Below are 16,453 nucleotides of genomic sequence, written 5' to 3'. Positions count from 1 at the left end.
GGGGATGTTTCGAATCATGAGTGAGTCCGTCGACTGGCGACCGGCCTGCAGCCTGGATGCGCTGCGTCTGCGCGCTGAACTGCTGGGGCGCCTGCGCGCCTTTTTCGCCGAGCGTGGCGTGCTCGAAGTCGATACGCCCGCACTGTCGGCCGCTGCGGTCAGCGATCCGCAGCTGGCGAGTTTCGCCACGCATTTCAACGGCCCGGATGGCGGACCGCGCTGGCTGCAGACCTCGCCGGAATTCGCGATGAAGCGTCTGCTCGCCGCCGGCAGCGGCTGCATCTGGCAGCTGTGCAAGGTGTTTCGCGATGGCGAGGCCGGGCGGCGGCACAACCCGGAGTTTTCGCTGCTGGAGTGGTATCGCCTCGGTTTCGATCATCATCGGCTGATGGACGAGGTGGCCGAGCTGGTGCACACGCTGCTCGCCGGGCGGCGCCGGCTGGGCGATGTGGAAAAGCTCAGCTACCGCGAGGCGTTCCTGCGCCACCTCGGCCTCGACCCGTTCGCCATTGGCGTGGCCGAGGCGCGTGCGGCCTGTCTGGCGCAGGGCATCGTGCCGCCGCCGGGTATGCCGGAGGCGGTGCTCGACCCCTGGCTCGATCTGCTGCTCAGCCATCGCATCGAACCGCAGCTGGGGCGGGAGCGGCTGACGTTCCTCTACGACTACCCGCCGAGTCAGGCGGCGCTGGCGCGCATCCGCGTCGAGGACTCGCCGGCGGTCGGCAGCCGTTTCGAGCTCTACCTCGACGGCGTCGAGCTGGCCAACGGCTTCCATGAACTCGGCGACGCCGCCGAGCAGCGGGCACGTTTTCTCGCCGACAACGGGCAGCGCCGCGCCCTCGGCCTAACGCCGGTGCCGCTCGACGAGCGCTTCCTCGCCGCGCTGGCACACGGCCTGCCGGACTGCGCCGGTGTCGCCCTCGGCTTTGACCGTCTGCTGATGCTCGCGCAGGGGGCCTCGTCACTGGATGCGGTGCTGGCGTTTCCGCAGGCCCGTGCCTGAAGGCCTCACCACGGCCGGCCGAGCATGAAGTAGACGTTGGTATCGCCCTCTTCACTGATGCCGAAGCCCAGATAGGTCGGCCCGAGCAGCGTGTCGGCACCGAAGAACAGGCTGGCCGAGCTGTGCGTACCGCCGGTGTCGAGCGGGATGGCGTCGTCGCTCCACACCTTGCCGGTTTCCAGACTGCCACCGAGATACAGCGGCATGCCGGCGAGTTCGGTGTCGAGCTGGCGATAGGCGACGAGGCTGCCGAAGGCGAAGCGGTTGCCGCGGAAGCGCTCGCTCGGATAGCCCGACAGGCGCAGGAAGCCGCCGAGCGTGAAGTCGTCGAAGAACAGGCCCTGATCTTCGCCGAAGCTGTCGCCGTAAAGCCCGCGGCCGAGCAGCGTATAGCGCTGGAAAGTGGTCGCACCCAGCCAGCTGGCACTGACCTTGGTGTAGTCGAGATCGGCGCCCAGCACGCCGAGCGAACGCTGCACCGTCAGCGTGGCGCGCTGCCCGTCATGCGGAAAGTCCAGGCTGTCGACATCATCCCAGCCGATCACCGAGCGCAGGCCGCGATCTTTGACCTCGATGTCCGGGAACACCGTGGTGCCGACATCGACGTCAGCCTTGGTCTGGCCGATGTACGGTCCGGCGCGCAGTTCGAACGACTGGCCGGCGGTATAACCAAGATCGATGCCCAGCCGTGACTCATTGACGTTGTAGGTGCTGACGTGGCGATCGCCGTCATACAGCGACAGCGGCCGCCGGCTGAGCGACAGATAGGGTTCGACGAAGCCGCCGCCACCGGCCTGCAGCGGCTGATAGAACGAGGATTCGAGCAGCATCGTCGAGCCGAGCTGCACGTCGGTCTTCCACTCGGCGCCGAGCGGATTGACCCAGGTCGACAGCCAGCTGCCGCGCAGACCGTAGCTGGCGGTACCCTCGGCTTCGGCGCTGAGTCCGAGTCCGAAGCGCAGATAGTTGGGCCCCCAGGCTTTTTCGACGGCGTCGACGATCGCCACCTCGTGACCGTTCTCGCTGCGCACGCGATAGTCGATGCGTTCGTAGTCGCCGCTGCCATACAGCTGGTTGGCGCGCTGCTCCAGCTGTGCCCGGGTCAGCGGCCGGCCTTTCGGCGTGAGCACCTCTTCGGCGACGATCGGGTTGACGCGATGCAGCCCGTCGATGCGTACCTCGTCGATGCGGGCGACCTGCGGGTTGCGGGTCAGGCGGGCGTCCGACCAGGCGGCGTATTCGGCTGGCGGCACGCTGAAACGGCGCAGCTGCGCGGCGACCTTGCGCGCCGCCGCCTCGCCGATGGCGATCGAGGCCGCCGCCTTGTCGAAGTCGGCGGCGGTGATGTCGCCGAGCTCGGGCAGGATCAGCACGTCGCGGTGCGGGTCGACTTCGCCGAGGCTGGTCTTGACGTTGGCCTCGGTGAGGATGCCGATCATCTGTGCCGTCACGCCGAGCACCGAGCCGAGCTCCTCGCGCTTGAGCAGCGGTGTGCCGAGGTTGACGGCGATGACCACGTCGACGCCCATCTGCCGTACCACGTCGATCGGCAGATTGCGTACCAGACCGCCGTCGACGTAGAGGTGGCCGTCGATGTCGACCGGTGCGAAGGCCGAGGGCACCGACATCGAAGCGCGCATCGCCAGCGCCAGATCGCCGTGGTCGAACACTTTCATATCGCCGGTTTCGAGGTTGGTGGCGATCGCCCGAAACGGGATCGGCAACTTGTCGAAGGACTCGATGTTTTCGGCGTTGCTGATCAGGTCACGCAGGTAGAAACCGAGCTTCTGCCCGTTGAGCAGGCCCTTGGGCAGCTGGAAGCCGCGTGCGCCGTAGCCGAGCTGGCCGTTGAGCAGCGGGCGGCGGTCGTCGAGCTTGCGCCGCATCGGCCGCTCGGCACGCGGTGGCTCGTCGGTGAACAGATCCTTCCAGTCGGTGTGAGTGACGCGCTGCTCCATGTCCGCCACCGACATGCCCGAGGCGTAGGCGCCGCCGACGATCGATCCCATTGAGGTCGCCGTGATCGCATGGATCGGGATGTGCATTTCTTCGAGCACTTTGAGCACGCCGATGTGCGCCATGCCGCGCGCGCCGCCGCCGGACAGCACCAGGCCGATGCGCGGCGCAGCGGCGTGTGCGAGCGTCGCACTCAGGCAGAGGACGAGGGCGACGAGAAAGCGGCTGGGTCGGTCCATGGTATGGGCTCGGGGCGGCGGCGGTCGGGGGATTGTGCCGGACACGCCGCGCCGAGCAAGTCCGGCGGTTTCACCAGGGCGTGGCGAAGAACAGCTGCAGTGCCTGGCGGCCGCTGTCGCCGAAGTCGAAGCTCAACCGCGTCGGTCCGAACAGCGTGCGCAGGCCGAGGAACAGGCTGGCGGCGCTGTGCACCACTTCGGTTTCGCTGCTCTGGCCAATTTCGAGACTGCCACCGGCCTGGACCGGCAGCTCGAAGGCGAGCAGCGGCTGACTGTAGTCGATGTGGGCGAGGGCGGCCCGGCCCGGCAGTCCGAGCAGCAGCGGTGAATCGTCGCTGGCTGCCTCCAGCGGCAGGGCGGTGCGCCCGGTGTCGCCGAGCAGCGCCAGCGCGCCGAAGTCGCCTTCGCCGAGCTTGAAGGCGGTCGACCAGCGCGCGCTGGCGCGCCACGCGGCGTCGGCGTCATGGCCGAGCTCGATGATCGTGCGGCTGCCGTGATGATGCGCCTGCTGCTCGATGCGCAGGCGCGCCGCGCTGCCGCGGCGGGTGTCGCCGCCAAGGTCGAGCCGTGCCTGCGTGCGCCCCGTCGTGCGGCCGAGGTGGACACCGCTGCGCCAACCGAGATCGGCGGCATCGCCGCTGCGCGACAGCCCCAGGCGCAGCCACAGCGCACTGCCGTCGCGATAGTCGCCGAGGGTTTCGAGGACGGCATCACTGCCGCCGTCATACGTATGCAGACGCACGCCGGGTGGATAGTTCGAGGCGGCATGGACGCTGCCGGGGCCGAAGGCGACCGGCGTCCGGGCCGGCTGCGCGCTCGCCGTATCAGCGAGTCGCGGCGGGGCGGCGTCGCGCTCGGCGAGGCGCGCGACCGGATGGACGGCGAAGCGGCGCAGCGCCGCGGCGGCGGCGAGCACGGCGTTTTCGCCGGCGGCGATCAGCACGGCATCGTCGGCTGTGGCGGTGACGCTGGGCACCAGCAGCTGCGGCGTTTGCGCGTCCGGTACGCTGTCGGCATCAGGCGTCTGCAGCCGCAGCCACAGATCGACAGCGAGCGCATCGAGCTGGGCCGCGGTGGCCTGGCACTGACGTCCGGCCCGGCGGTCGTGGCTGCCGTCGGCGTTGGCCGGTGCCGGCAGGCCGGGGCCGGCGATGGCGCTGCGCAGGCGGCGCGGCAGCTGGCCGGCGCTGAGCAGTTCACAGCGGCCGTCGCGCTCGACCAGTACACGCAGGCGGCGCGGCAGCGTATCGAAGTCGGTGCCGGACAGCGCCGTGCGCGGCAGCAGGTGATGCAGCGTGCGTTCCAGTCGCCAGACCCGCGACAGCCCGACCGGCAGGCCCGCCGCGGCTGCCGTCGGTGCGGCCGGTGCCGGCTGCGCGCGCAGCAGGGTGCGCCAGTCGCTGCGGGTGAAGGTGTGGTGGATCTGCGCGAGCGGTGCGCCGGCGGCGTAGCTGCCGCCGACCAGCGCCCCCGAACCGCCGACGACCAGCGCATCGACCGGCACGTCCAGCCATTCGAGCGCGCGCAGTGCTCCGAGCAGCTGCAGGCCGTCGCCGTACTCGCCGTCGAACACCAGGCCCAGTCGCGGCGCCGCCTGGGTTGCGGCGCTTGCCAGCAGCAGTGTCAGCGCGAGTGCCGAGCCTGCGGGTCGCGGCTGCATGCTCAGGAGCCTGGCTGCGGGCGGGCCAGCACCTGTCCCATGCGCAGCGGCGCGGCGGCCTGGATCGCCGCCTCGAATTCGACGGCACCGGGGCCGAAGGCGAGGATCACCGTCGAGCCCATGTTGAAGCGGCCGAGTTCATCGCCGCGGCGCAGGTGCACGCTGCCGTCACCGTCCGCCGGGTATTGCCAGCGGCGGATCTGGCGGCCGAGCGGCGGCGTGATGACGCCGGCCCAGACGGTTTCCATCGACGCGACATTGATCGCGCCGACCAGCACCAGCGCCATCGGCCCGTGCGCCGTATCCCACAGCGTGACCACGCGCTCGTTGCGGGCGAACAGCCCGGGGATGCAGCGCGTGGTCAGCGGCGACACTGAAAACAGCCGGCCGGGGACGTGAATCATCGCGCGCAGCCGGCCGTCGACCGGCATGTGGATGCGGTGGTAGTCGCGCGGACTGAGGTACAGCGTGGCGAAGCGGCCGTCGAGAAACGCCGCGGCATCGCTGGCCTCGCCACCGAGCAGCGCCGTCAGCGAGTAGTCGTGGCCCTTGGCCTGGAACACGGCGTCGCCGCGGATCGCCCCGGCCTGGCTGACGGCGCCGTCGACCGGACTGCACAGCAGCGCCGGGTCGGCCGGCAGCGGTCGCGCATCGGCACGCAGCGCGCGGGTGAAGAAGGCGTTGAAATCCGGATAGGCGAGGGGATCGGGCTGCAGCGCTTCGCTCATGTCGACGCCGTAGCGGGCGACGAACCAGCGCGTCAGCGCTTTGCGCCACCAGGGCATGCGCCAGCGCGTGGCGCGGTGGATCAGCGCGGTGATCGTCACCTGCGGCAGCAGGTATTGCGGCAGGTTGCGCAGGCGATCGGCGAACGGGGGGCGGGACGGGGTCATGGGGACGCGTGCTCGCAGCCCGCCACGGCAGGCGGGCGTGTCAAAGGATCGATGGAATCAGCGAATGTGCTGGTAGTACGCCTGCACCGCCAAAAGTTGCGGCAGCATGGTCTCGGGATCGTGCGGCGGCGTGAAGATCGCGATCAGGCGGCCTTCGGGGTCGATCAGCGTGAAGGTCGACGAGTGGTCGATGGTGTAGGAGTCCTCGCCGCCGCCCGGTGCGCGCATGGCGACGACGCCGAACTGGTACATCAGCTTTTTCAGCTCGGCCTCACTGCCGGTCGCTCCCTCGAACGAGGGGCTGAAGAAGTGCACGTAGGTCTTCAGCCGCTGCGGGCTGTCGCGCTGTGGATCGACCGACACCATCCAGTAGTGCAGATCGCCCTCGGCATTGCGCTCGCGCAGTGCCTTCTGCAGCTGGGCCAGTTCGGTCAGCGCGGTCGGGCAGACGTCCGGGCAATAGGTGTAGCCGAAGTAGAGCAGGGACCAGTGGCCGCGCCAGCGTTCCGGGCCGAACGGCTTGCCATCCTGGTCGGTCAGCGTGAACGGCACCACAGGCGGGCGTTCGCTCATGACGAAGCCCTGGACCTGCGGTGGCGGCTCCTGCGAGCCGCTCAGGCCTTGGCCGATCCACAGGCCGGCAGCGAGCGCGGCGACGCCGGCGAGAGTGATTGCAATCAGTCGGGCGCGTGCCATCGGCTCGCTCCATCGGGTGGTTCGAGGGGGGCGCAGTGTAACGCATGGCGCCCGCCGTACCGGCGCGGTGGAGCAGGGCGCGGTGCTATAGTCGGCGACTGTTTGTTCGGGATTTCACCATCGATGACTGATCTCAGCCTGCTGGCGCACCTGCATACCATCCGTGACCTGATTCGCTGGGGCGCCTCGCATATGAACGGTGCGGGGCTGTATTTCGGCCACGGCACCGCTGACGCGATCGACGAGTCGGCCGCCATCGTGCTGCATGCGCTGCATCTGCCGCCGGATCTGCATGTGGAGTACTTCCACGCCAATCTCACGCCCGATGAAAAGCGCGACATCCTCGAACTGTTCGAGCGGCGCATCAACGAGCGCGTGCCGGTGCCCTACCTGACGCAGCAGGCCTGGTTCATGGGCATGCCGTTCTTCGTTGACGAGCGCGTGCTGATTCCGCGCTCGCCGATCGCCGAGCTGATCGAGCGCCAGTTCTCACCGTGGATCAAGGCTGAAACCGTGACCCACATCCTCGATCTGTGCACCGGCAGCGGCTGTATCGGCATCGCCTGCGCACACGCCTTCCCCGAGGCCGAGGTCGATCTGGTCGATATTTCGCGCGACGCCCTCGACGTCGCCGAGATCAACATCATCGAGCACGGCGTCGAGGATCGCGTCGAGGCGATCGAGTCGGACCTGTTCTCGGAGCTGGAAGATCGCGTCTACCAGCTGATCGTCAGCAACCCGCCGTATGTCGGCAGCGAGGAAATGGCCGGCCTGCCCGCGGAATACGGCCATGAACCGGCGCTGGCGCTGGCCTCGGGCGAGGACGGTCTCGATGCGACCTTGCAGATCCTGCGCGCCGCGCCGCAGCACCTGAGCGATGACGGCGTGCTGGTGGTCGAGGTCGGTAACGCCCAGTGGGCCCTGCGCGAGCGCCTGCCCGAGGTGCCGTTCCTGTGGCTCGACTTCGAGCGTGGCGGCGAAGGCGTGTTCCTGCTGACGGCCGCCGAGCTGCGCGAGCACGCGGCGGCGATCGCGGCCGCCTGAGCGACTTCTCCGGGCCGGCGGCGGCCGGCTCCCTATGTTTGGCGCAGCTTCAGCTTGCGCGAGGACGGACCACCGATGGATACACAGATCGTGTTCGACGAGGCGCTGCTCGCCAAGTACGACAAGGCCGGGCCGCGCTACACGTCCTACCCGACGGCGGTGCAGTTCCACGAAGGCTTCACTGCCGCCGACTACGCCGCACTGGCTCGTGCCAGCAATGCCAGTGCCCGGCCGCTGTCGCTGTATTTCCACATCCCGTTCTGCGACACCGTCTGTTTTTACTGCGCCTGCAACAAGGTTATTACCCGCAACCGCCGCCGTGCCGCACCGTACCTCGAACAGCTGCATCGCGAGATCGAGCTGCAGGGCGCGCTGTTCGATCGCTCGCGTCCGGTGGTGCAGCTGCACTGGGGCGGTGGCACGCCGACGTTCATCAGCGAGGCGGAGATGCGCGCGCTGATGACCAAGACGCGCGAGCATTTCACGCTGCTCGACGGCGATCGCGGCGAGTATTCGATCGAGATCGATCCGCGCGAGGCCGACGCAGCGAAGATCGCGCTGCTGCGCGAGCTCGGCTTCAACCGCCTGAGCATGGGCGTGCAGGATTTCGATCCGGCGGTGCAGCAGGCGGTCAACCGCCTGCAGCCGAAGGCGGTGACGCTGGCGGCGATTGCCGCGGCGCGTGCCGAGGGTTTCCGCTCGATCAGCGTCGACCTGATCTACGGCCTGCCGCTGCAGTCGGCGGCAAGCTTCGCGCGCACGCTCGATGAGATCCTCGAAGTCGATCCCGACCGGCTGTCGGTGTTCAACTACGCGCATCTGCCGGAGCTGTTCAAGACGCAGAAGCAGATCGATGCCAGCCAGCTGCCGAGTCCTGCCGAAAAGCTCGAAATCCTCAAGCTGGTGATCCGCCGGCTGACTGCGGCCGGCTACGTCTACATCGGCATGGACCACTTCGCCAAACCCGACGACGAGCTGGCGGTCGCGCAGCGCGAAGGCACGCTGTATCGCAATTTCCAGGGCTACAGCACGCATGCCGACTGCGATCTGGTCGCGCTCGGCGCGACCTCGATCGGCATGGTCGGTGACTCCTACAGCCAGAACCTGAAAACGCCGGAGGCCTACGCCGAGCGCCTCGCCGCCGGTGAGCTGGCGGTGTTCCGCGGCGTGCAGCTGGATGCCGACGACAAGCTGCGCCGGGCGGTGATCACCCGCCTGCTGTGCAACTTCGTGCTCGACTTCGCCGCCATCGAGCGTGAGTTCGAGATTGTCTTTGCCGACTATTTCGCGCTCGAACTCGGCGAGCTGGCGGCGATGGTGGAGGATGGTCTGCTGACTCTGACGCCTGCCGCCATCCGGGTGCTGGCGCCAGGGCGTCTCTTAATACGCAATATCTGCATGGTGTTTGATCGCTATCTGCGGCAGGCTACGCAACAGCGTTTTTCGAAAGTCATCTAGTGAGCATCGCGTCGTCGCCGGGCGGCGCCTTCAGCACTGGGGATCGCAGCAATGAAGCACTCCGCAGGTGATGCGGACAGCGACGGGCGGGCAGGTCGATGCGGCTGGCGTGCAAATTCCTGATCGGAGTGATGCCGACGGTCTTGCTGGCGATCGCCATTCCGCTTGGCTGGCTGTACCTGAACCTTCCGCATGGCGAAGCAGCGCACGAGATCCGTGCCGCGCTGCCATGGGCACTGCTGGTGGCGCTCAGCACCGGTGGCGCACTCTGCGCCGCGGCGCTGGTCTGGCTGGTGCGCAGGTTGCTGCAGCGCCCGATCGCACGTCTGCAGGCCACCATGGTGCGTATTGCGCACTGTCCGTCACGGCTGCGCATCGAGGTGCCCGACGGCGATGAATTTGGCGATTTGGCGCGCGGCATGGAAACGATGTCGGCCACGCTCAGCGATCAGATCGATGCTCGCATCAGTGCCGAAGGCAGTCTGGAGCGGATCAAGGATCTCTATGCCGTGCTCGGCGGTGTCAACCGCGCCATCGTGCGTCTGCGCGAGCGTGAACAGCTGTTCGCCGAGTTGTGCCGTATCGCTCTGGAGCACTGCCGTTTTTCGCTGGTCTGGATCGGCATGCCGGATGAAACCGGCTGGTTCCGGCCGGTGGCTGTAGCCGGCCCGGCCGCCGGGCTGCTCGATGAAATCCGTGTCTCCAACGATCCCACGCGCGTTGAGGGGCGCGGCACGATGGGGCGTGCCTGGCGCGGTGGCTGGGCAGTCGAGAACTCCATGCTGCTTGCACCGGCGATGGCGCCGTGGCACGAGCCGGTCAGTCGCTATGGCATCGGTGCAGTAGCCTCCTTCGTGCTGCGTGAAGAGGGGCGGCCGCTTGCCTGCCTGTGTCTGTACGCCGGTGAAGAAGGCTTTTTCCGCTCGGATCTGGTCGAACTGCTGCGCGATCTGGCCGAAGACATGTCGTTCGCGCTCGACGCGATGCATCGCGCCGATCAGCGTGATCGCGCTGAGGCGGCCCTGCGCGAGGCCGAGGAGCGCTGGCATTTCGCCCTTGAAGGCAGTGGCGACGGCGTTTGGGATTACGACGTGCCGGCCGGGCGCATCATTGCCTCGGCCCGCTGTCTGGAGCTGCTCGGTTACTCGCGTGGCCAGCTCAGCGAACACTACGAGGACTGGGAAGCGCTGATGCACCCCGAGGACCTGCTGTCCTCGCGCGAAGCGGTGCGTCAGCATCTGGCCGGCGAGACTGAACGCTTCGTCCACGAACACCGCCTGCGCGCGGCGGACGGCCGCTGGCTGTGGTTTCGCATCACCGGCAAGATCATGCGCCGTGATGCCGGTGGCGAGCCGACGCGCATGCTCGGCACGCTGCACGACATCACCGCCAGTCGCGAGGCGCAGGAACGGGTGGCTTGGCTCGGTCAGCGTGATGCGCTGACCGGTCTGCCGAACCGGGCGTTGCTCGGCGAGCGGCTCGACGTCGCGCTTGCGCATGCTGCCGGCAGCGGCGGGCGCATCGCGCTGATGTTCCTCGACCTCGACCGCTTCAAGACCCTGAACGACACACTCGGCCATGCCATCGGCGATGCCTTGCTGCGCGAGGTGGCGGCACGGCTGCTCGCCTGCGTGCGCAGCGAAGATACCGTCAGCCGGCGCGGTGGCGATGAGTTCGTCGTGCTGCTGGCGCAGGCCGGCTCGGCCGAATATGCCGAGCAGATCGCCAGCCGCATCCTGCAGCGCCTCGCCGAGCCCTATCTGTGCGCCGGCCGTACCGTCTACACCTCGGCCAGTATCGGTATCGCGCTGTACCCGGATGATGCCGGCGATGCCGAAGCCCTGCTGCGCTGCGCCGATGCGGCGATGTATGCCGCGAAAGGACGCGGGCGCAATGCCTACCAGCCTTATAACCGCGGCCTCAGCGAGCGTGCCGAACGGCGCAATGCTGTCGAGCGCGCCTTGCGCGCCGCACTCGACGCCGGTTCGTTCGAGCTGCATTTCCAGCCGCAGGCCTGGCTCGACGGCCGCGGGGTCGTGCGCGCCGAGGCGCTGCTGCGCGATCGCGGTGGCCTGCTGGCCGGCTTGTCGCCGGCGGAATTCATTCCGGTTGCCGAGGAGTGCGGCCTGATCGAGCCACTCGGCGAGTGGGTGCTCGCCGAAGCCTGCCGCCAGGCACGCGCCTGGGCCGACAGTGGCCTGCCGCTGCTGCCGATCGCGATCAATCTGTCGCCGGTGCAGTTTCGTCGCGGCGACATTGCCGAGCGCGTTGCTCAGGCGCTGGCAAAAGTCGGGCTGGGAGGCGAATGGCTGGAGATCGAGATGACCGAGAGCCTGGTCATGCGCGATATCGACAGCACTGCCCATACGCTGCACCAGCTCAAAGCCCTCGGTGTGCGTCTGGCGATCGACGATTTCGGCACCTCTTACTCATCGCTGTCATCGCTGCGGCATCTGCCGCTCGATCGCCTGAAGATCGACCGCAGCTTCGTGCGTGCGCTGCCCGGCGCGGCGGCGGATGCCGGGCTGGTGCAGGCGATCGTCGACATGGCTCGGGCCCTCGGTCTGCAGACCGTCGCCGAAGGTGTCGAGACGCGCGAACAGCATGATTTTCTGCGGGCCATCGGCTGCAACCAGTATCAGGGCTACTGGCTGGCGCCGCCGTGCGATGCCACGGCGTTTGCCCGCTGGCTCGACCGACCGGCGAAGATCACGCATCTGGTCGTACCGGGGGGGAGTCGCTAAGCTCCGCGCGCGAGCACATTGCGGGCGATGCTGCTCCGCTTGTGCGTGTGAGTCCGCCCGTCCCTCAGGAGTAAATTCATGCCGATTCCGACCCAGATCGATGCGGTCAGCGTGCTGTGCAAGGCCAATGTCTATTTCGATGGCAACGTCATCAGCCATGTGCTGCAGCATGCGAATGGCGAAAAACAAACGCTCGGCTTGATTCGTCCCGGTGAGTACGTCTTCGGTACCGCCGCACCGGAGCGCATGGATATCGTGGCCGGAAAATGCAGTGTACGCATTGCCGGCGAGACGGAATGGCAGGAGTACGCGACCGGGGAAACCTTCCATGTTCCCGGCGATTCCCAGTTCGAAATCAGCGTCGCTGAAGGCCTGTGCGAGTACCTGTGCAGCTTCGGCTGACATCGGTCAAGGCGTGCTCACGTCACGCAGTATTTCCATTGAGCGTGTGCACGGGGCCGGCCGCCGGTTGAGCGAGGCGGGTATTGGTACCAAGCTTCGCCCATTTCCAGTGCCGCCAGTCGGCCCGTTGACCGCTGCGCCACAGGCGCATGCTTGTCCCGTCGGAACGTCCAAACGAGGAGCGAATGCATGAAACTTTCCCGTAACCTGCTCGGCATCGCCGTTGCCACCGCGCTTGCCGGTGTCGCCGGCCAGGCCGTCGCCGCTGATATCCGCATTGCCGTGGCCGGCCCGGTGACCGGTCCGGTCGCTCAGTACGGCGATATGCAGATGATCGGTGCCGAGATGGCGATCGAGCAGATCAACGCCAAGGGTGGCATCAAGGGTGACAAGCTGGTGATGGTGAAGATGGACGACGCCTGCGAACCCAAGCAGTCGCCGACCGTCGCCAATCAGGTCGTCAACGACGGCATCAAGTTCGTCGTCGGTCATCTGTGCTCGGGCGCGACCAAGCCGGCGGCGAAGATCTACGACGAAAACGACGTGCTGATGGTCAGCCCGGCGGCGACCAATGATGCGATCACTGCCGAGGGCTTCAAGATGGTGTTCCGCACCATCGGCAAGGACAGCCAGCAGGGCCCGGCGGCCGGTAAGTTCATCGTCTCGCACCTCAAGCCGAAGGCGCTGGCGATCATCCACGACAAGCAGTCCTACGGTCAGGGCATCGCCGAGCAGGTTCGCGAAACGGCGATGGCGGCTGGCGTCAAGCCGGTGATGTTCGAAGGCATCAGCAAGGGCGATACCGACTTCTCGGCGCTGATCACCAAGCTCAAGACCGCCGGCGCCGACGTGATCTACTACGGCGGCTACCACCCGGAACTCGGCCTGCTGCTGCGTCAGGCCAAGGAGCAGGGGCTGCAGGCGAAGTGGATGGGCCCGGAGGGCGTCGGTAACAAGGACCTCAACGCGATCGCCGGCGATGCCGTCGAGGGCCTCTACGTCACGCTGCCGCAGGACTTCACCACCGAGCCGGAAAATGCCGCGCTGGTCAAGGCGTTCAAGGACAAGGGCCAGGACCCGAGCGGCCCGTTCGTGCTGACCTCGTATGCGGCGGTGGAAGTCATCGCCGATTCGATCAAGGCGGTCGGTGCCGACCCGGTCAAGGTCGCCGACTACATGCGCAAGCACACGTTCAAGACTCCGATCGGTGAACTCGGCTTTACCGCCAGCGGCGACCTCAAGGACTTCAAGTTCGTCGTTTACGAGTGGCACAAGGATGCCAGCAAGACCGCGGTGAAGTAATCCAGCCGTATTCGCCGCCGGTCGGGCCCGGGATCGGCCCGCAGCGGACCGCACGCTTCCGCCGCCCAAGCTTCGGGAGGCGGAGGCGTCGTCTTATTCAGGGGTCCGAACCCGCATGAACGATTTACTCCCCGTCCTTGCCCAGCAGGTCATCAACGGCCTGTCGCTTGGCAGCATCTATGCCTTGATCGCGATCGGTTACACGATGGTCTACGGCATCATCGGCATGATCAATTTCGCGCACGGCGAGATTTACATGATCGGCGCCTATGTCGGCGTCGTCACCATCACCGCGCTCGGCGCGGCCAGTGGCGCGATGCCGCTGGCCCTGGTGCTCTCCGGTGCGCTGATCATCGCAGTGGTGGTCACCGCGGCCTACGGCTGGACCGTCGAGCGCGTCGCCTACCGCCCCCTGCGCGGCAGCCCGCGACTGGTGCCGTTGATTTCAGCGATCGGCATGTCGATCTTCCTGCAGAACTACGTCCAGCTCGGTCAGGGTGCGCGTGATATTTCCGTGCCGCCGCTGCTGCCGGGCAACCTGTTTGAAATTGACGTGGAAGGCTTCCCGGTCAGCCTGTCGCTGACGCGGGCGCTGATCATCTTTGCGACGCTGGCGCTGATGATCGCGCTGACGCTCTACATCAGCCGCTCCCGCATGGGCCGCGCCTGCCGTGCCTGTTCGCAGGACATGGGCATGGCCAATCTGCTCGGTATCGATACCAACCGCGTCATCAGCTTCACCTTCGTCGTCGGTGCGATCCTCGCCGCGGTCGGCGGCGTGCTGATCGGCTTGTCGATCGGCAAGATCAACCCGTTCATCGGCTTCGTCGCCGGCATCAAGGCCTTCACCGCCGCGGTGCTCGGCGGCATCGGCAGCATTCCCGGTGCAATGCTCGGCGGTGTGCTGCTCGGCCTGACCGAGACTTTCGCCTCGGCGTTCCTGCCGACCGAATACAAGGACGTCGTCGCCTTCGGCCTGCTGGTGCTGATCCTGCTGTTCCGTCCGACCGGCCTGCTTGGCACGCCCGACGTGGAGAAAGTCTGATGAAGTCTCTGAAGACTGCGTGCATGGCGGCGCTGCTCACCGCCGTGCTCACGCTGCCGCTGCTGGGCGCCCACCTGGTGGTCAACGGCCTGTCGACGACGCTGGTCGTCAATCTGTGGCCGGTGGGCATTGCCGTACTGCTGGTATTCGTCGCCCAGCTGCTGGATCTGAAGGCGCGGCTTGGCGCCATCACACAGGCGCTGCCGACCGTGTCGCTGTCGAGCGCCAGTTTCTCGCGCCATATTCGTCTGTGGCTGGCCGTCGTGCTGGTTGCCGCGCTGATCTTCCCGTTCGTCGCCTCACGCGGCGCCGTCGATGTCGCCACCTATGCACTGACCTACGTGATGCTCGGGCTCGGCCTGAACATCGTCGTCGGCTTCGCCGGTCTGCTCGATCTGGGCTACGTCGCTTTCTACGCCGTCGGCGCCTACAGCTACGCGCTGCTGTCGCAGTACTTCGGCCTGTCGTTCTGGGTCTGCCTGCCGATCGGCGGCCTGTTCGCTGCGACCTTCGGCATCCTGCTCGGCTTTCCGGTGCTGCGCCTGCGCGGCGATTACCTGGCGATCGTCACCCTTGGCTTCGGCGAGATCATCCGTCTGGTGCTGAACAACTGGGACAGCCTGACCCACGGTCCCGACGGCATCAACGGCATTGCCCGGCCGACGGTGTTCGGCCTCGAACTGAACCGGCGCGCCAGTCCCGGCGGCACCACGCTGCATGAGTTCTTCGGCATCCCATTCGATTCGCTGTATGCGGTGATCGCGCTGTATCTGATTGCGCTGCTGCTGGTGATCCTGACGCTGTTCATCATCAACCGTCTGGTGCGCATGCCGGTCGGTCGTGCCTGGGAGGCGCTGCGCGAGGATGAGATCGCCTGTCGCTCGCTCGGTCTGAACCCGACGCTGATCAAGCTCTCCGCGTTCGCGCTCGGTGCCTGTTTCGCCGGGCTGGCCGGTGCTTTCTACGCTTCGCGGCTGGGCACGATCACACCGGAGTCGTTCACATTTATTGAATCTGCGGTCGTGCTGGCGATCGTCGTGCTCGGTGGCATGGGCTCGCAGATCGGCGTGATCCTCGCTGCGCTCCTGCTGACCGTGCTGCCGGAGCTGGCGCGCAGCTTCTCCGAATATCGCATGCTGATTTTCGGTCTGGTGATGGTGCTGATGATGATCTGGCGCCCGCAGGGCCTGATGCCGGCGACCCGGCCACGCCTCGAACTGCCGACGGCCGAGGAGGCGCACCAATGAAGTCGCCGCTGCTGACGGTATCCGGCCTGCAGATGCGCTTCGGTGGTCTGCTCGCCGTCGACGGTATCGAGTTCCAGGTCAATCCCGGCGAGATCTTCGCCATCATCGGCCCCAACGGTGCCGGCAAGACCACGGTGTTCAACTGTGTCAGCGGTTTCTACCGGCCGACGGCCGGCGAAATCCGCCTCGATGCGAGAGCCATCACCGGCCAGCCGGGGCATCGCATCGCCCGTGCCGGCATCGTGCGCACCTTCCAGAACATCCGCCTGTTTCGCACGATGACGGCGGTCGAAAACCTGCTGGTGGCGCAGCACGCGCAGCTCGACACCAACTGGTTCAGCGGCCTGTTCATGCTGCCGCGCTTTCGCCGTGCCGAGCGCGATGCGCTGGAACGTGCGGCCTACTGGCTGGAGAAAGTCGGGCTGCGCGAATACGCCAACCGCGAAGCCGGCAATCTCGCTTACGGCCAGCAGCGGCGCCTCGAAATCGCTCGCTGCATGATCACGCAGCCGCGGCTGCTGCTGCTCGACGAGCCGGCGGCCGGCCTCAATCCGCAGGAGACGCACGAACTCGACCTGCTGATCCGCGAACTGCGCGATCAGCATGACGTCGCCGTGCTGCTGATCGAACACGATATGAGTCTGGTGATGGAGATTTCCGACCGCATCCTGGTGATGGAATACGGCCGCCCGATCGGCATCGGCACGCCGGCCGAAGTGCGCAGCAATCCGCGCGTCATCAAGGCCTATCTCGGAGAAGAGTGA

General features: G+C 67.0%; 13 protein-coding genes. 9 read left to right on the top strand and 4 right to left on the bottom strand.

Going from position 1 to position 16,453, the window contains the following annotated elements; genetic code table 11:
• Window positions 1–16 precede the first annotated feature (16 nt).
• On the top strand, window positions 17–1,003 hold the full coding sequence (gene epmA, locus C7443_RS01565) for an EF-P lysine aminoacylase EpmA (RefSeq protein ID WP_110016819.1): 987 nt from the start codon (window positions 17–19) through the stop codon (window positions 1,001–1,003).
• A 5-nt stretch (window positions 1,004–1,008) separates the two neighbouring features.
• Here epmA and C7443_RS01560 read toward each other — a convergent pair whose 3' ends face one another.
• The 4 genes from C7443_RS01560 to C7443_RS01545 form a co-directional block, all read right to left on the bottom strand.
• On the bottom strand, window positions 1,009–3,198 hold the full coding sequence (locus C7443_RS01560; protein WP_110016818.1) for a patatin-like phospholipase family protein: 2,190 nt from the start codon (window positions 3,196–3,198) through the stop codon (window positions 1,009–1,011).
• A 70-nt stretch (window positions 3,199–3,268) separates the two neighbouring features.
• A complete protein-coding gene (locus tag C7443_RS01555) occupies window positions 3,269–4,858 on the bottom strand; it encodes a patatin-like phospholipase domain-containing protein (protein WP_110016817.1) in 1,590 nt (529 codons plus the stop codon).
• A 2-nt stretch (window positions 4,859–4,860) separates the two neighbouring features.
• A complete protein-coding gene (gene asd / locus C7443_RS01550) occupies window positions 4,861–5,751 on the bottom strand; it encodes an archaetidylserine decarboxylase (RefSeq protein WP_110016816.1) in 891 nt (296 codons plus the stop codon).
• Window positions 5,752–5,808: 57 nt separating this feature from the next.
• Entirely contained in the window at window positions 5,809–6,447 is a 639-nt protein-coding gene (locus C7443_RS01545) for an SCO family protein (RefSeq protein WP_110016815.1), read from the bottom strand.
• 123 nt (window positions 6,448–6,570) lie between these two features.
• Between C7443_RS01545 and prmB the strand changes: the two genes are divergently transcribed.
• From prmB to livG, 8 genes are all read left to right on the top strand, one after another.
• A complete protein-coding gene (prmB, locus tag C7443_RS01540; protein ID WP_110016814.1) occupies window positions 6,571–7,491 on the top strand; it encodes a 50S ribosomal protein L3 N(5)-glutamine methyltransferase in 921 nt (306 codons plus the stop codon).
• 75 nt (window positions 7,492–7,566) lie between these two features.
• Window positions 7,567–8,949 (top strand): oxygen-independent coproporphyrinogen III oxidase, encoded by a 1,383-nt coding sequence (hemN, locus tag C7443_RS01535; protein WP_110016813.1) that lies wholly within the window; start codon window positions 7,567–7,569, stop codon window positions 8,947–8,949.
• A 131-nt stretch (window positions 8,950–9,080) separates the two neighbouring features.
• On the top strand, window positions 9,081–11,693 hold the full coding sequence (locus C7443_RS01530) for a putative bifunctional diguanylate cyclase/phosphodiesterase (protein ID WP_170123442.1): 2,613 nt from the start codon (window positions 9,081–9,083) through the stop codon (window positions 11,691–11,693).
• A gap of 78 nt (window positions 11,694–11,771) precedes the next feature.
• Entirely contained in the window at window positions 11,772–12,095 is a 324-nt protein-coding gene (gene ppnP, locus C7443_RS01525; RefSeq protein WP_110016811.1) for a pyrimidine/purine nucleoside phosphorylase, read from the top strand.
• Between the two features lie 189 nt (window positions 12,096–12,284).
• Window positions 12,285–13,397 carry a high-affinity branched-chain amino acid ABC transporter substrate-binding protein gene (locus tag C7443_RS01520; protein WP_110016810.1) on the top strand — a complete coding sequence of 371 codons (1,113 nt, stop codon included), beginning with the start codon at window positions 12,285–12,287 and terminating at the stop codon, window positions 13,395–13,397.
• 115 nt (window positions 13,398–13,512) lie between these two features.
• Window positions 13,513–14,442 carry a high-affinity branched-chain amino acid ABC transporter permease LivH gene (livH, locus tag C7443_RS01515; protein ID WP_110016809.1) on the top strand — a complete coding sequence of 310 codons (930 nt, stop codon included), beginning with the start codon at window positions 13,513–13,515 and terminating at the stop codon, window positions 14,440–14,442.
• A complete protein-coding gene (livM, locus tag C7443_RS01510) occupies window positions 14,442–15,689 on the top strand; it encodes a high-affinity branched-chain amino acid ABC transporter permease LivM (RefSeq protein ID WP_110016808.1) in 1,248 nt (415 codons plus the stop codon). Before livH ends, livM begins: the two co-directional genes overlap by 1 nt.
• Window positions 15,686–16,453 (top strand): high-affinity branched-chain amino acid ABC transporter ATP-binding protein LivG, encoded by a 768-nt coding sequence (gene livG, locus C7443_RS01505; RefSeq protein ID WP_110016807.1) that lies wholly within the window; start codon window positions 15,686–15,688, stop codon window positions 16,451–16,453. Before livM ends, livG begins: the two co-directional genes overlap by 4 nt.

Source organism: Plasticicumulans acidivorans (assembly GCF_003182095.1).
GTDB classification, from domain to species: Bacteria; Pseudomonadota; Gammaproteobacteria; order Competibacterales; family Competibacteraceae; genus Plasticicumulans; species Plasticicumulans acidivorans.
This window is presented reverse-complemented; position numbering and strand designations above follow the sequence as displayed.

Excerpts from the sequence above, each read along its gene's own strand:
- epmA (WP_110016819.1), top strand. The coding sequence starts at position 17 with ATGAGTGAGTCCGTCGACTGGCGACCGGCCTGCAGCCTGGATGCGCTG.
- C7443_RS01560 (WP_110016818.1), bottom strand. The coding sequence starts at position 3,198 with ATGGACCGACCCAGCCGCTTTCTCGTCGCCCTCGTCCTCTGCCTGAGT.
- C7443_RS01555 (WP_110016817.1), bottom strand. The coding sequence starts at position 4,858 with ATGCAGCCGCGACCCGCAGGCTCGGCACTCGCGCTGACACTGCTGCTG.
- asd (WP_110016816.1), bottom strand. The coding sequence starts at position 5,751 with ATGACCCCGTCCCGCCCCCCGTTCGCCGATCGCCTGCGCAACCTGCCG.
- C7443_RS01545 (WP_110016815.1), bottom strand. The coding sequence starts at position 6,447 with ATGGCACGCGCCCGACTGATTGCAATCACTCTCGCCGGCGTCGCCGCG.
- prmB (WP_110016814.1), top strand. The coding sequence starts at position 6,571 with ATGACTGATCTCAGCCTGCTGGCGCACCTGCATACCATCCGTGACCTG.
- hemN (WP_110016813.1), top strand. The coding sequence starts at position 7,567 with ATGGATACACAGATCGTGTTCGACGAGGCGCTGCTCGCCAAGTACGAC.
- C7443_RS01530 (WP_170123442.1), top strand. The coding sequence starts at position 9,081 with ATGCCGACGGTCTTGCTGGCGATCGCCATTCCGCTTGGCTGGCTGTAC.
- ppnP (WP_110016811.1), top strand. The coding sequence starts at position 11,772 with ATGCCGATTCCGACCCAGATCGATGCGGTCAGCGTGCTGTGCAAGGCC.
- C7443_RS01520 (WP_110016810.1), top strand. The coding sequence starts at position 12,285 with ATGAAACTTTCCCGTAACCTGCTCGGCATCGCCGTTGCCACCGCGCTT.
- livH (WP_110016809.1), top strand. The coding sequence starts at position 13,513 with ATGAACGATTTACTCCCCGTCCTTGCCCAGCAGGTCATCAACGGCCTG.
- livM (WP_110016808.1), top strand. The coding sequence starts at position 14,442 with ATGAAGTCTCTGAAGACTGCGTGCATGGCGGCGCTGCTCACCGCCGTG.
- livG (WP_110016807.1), top strand. The coding sequence starts at position 15,686 with ATGAAGTCGCCGCTGCTGACGGTATCCGGCCTGCAGATGCGCTTCGGT.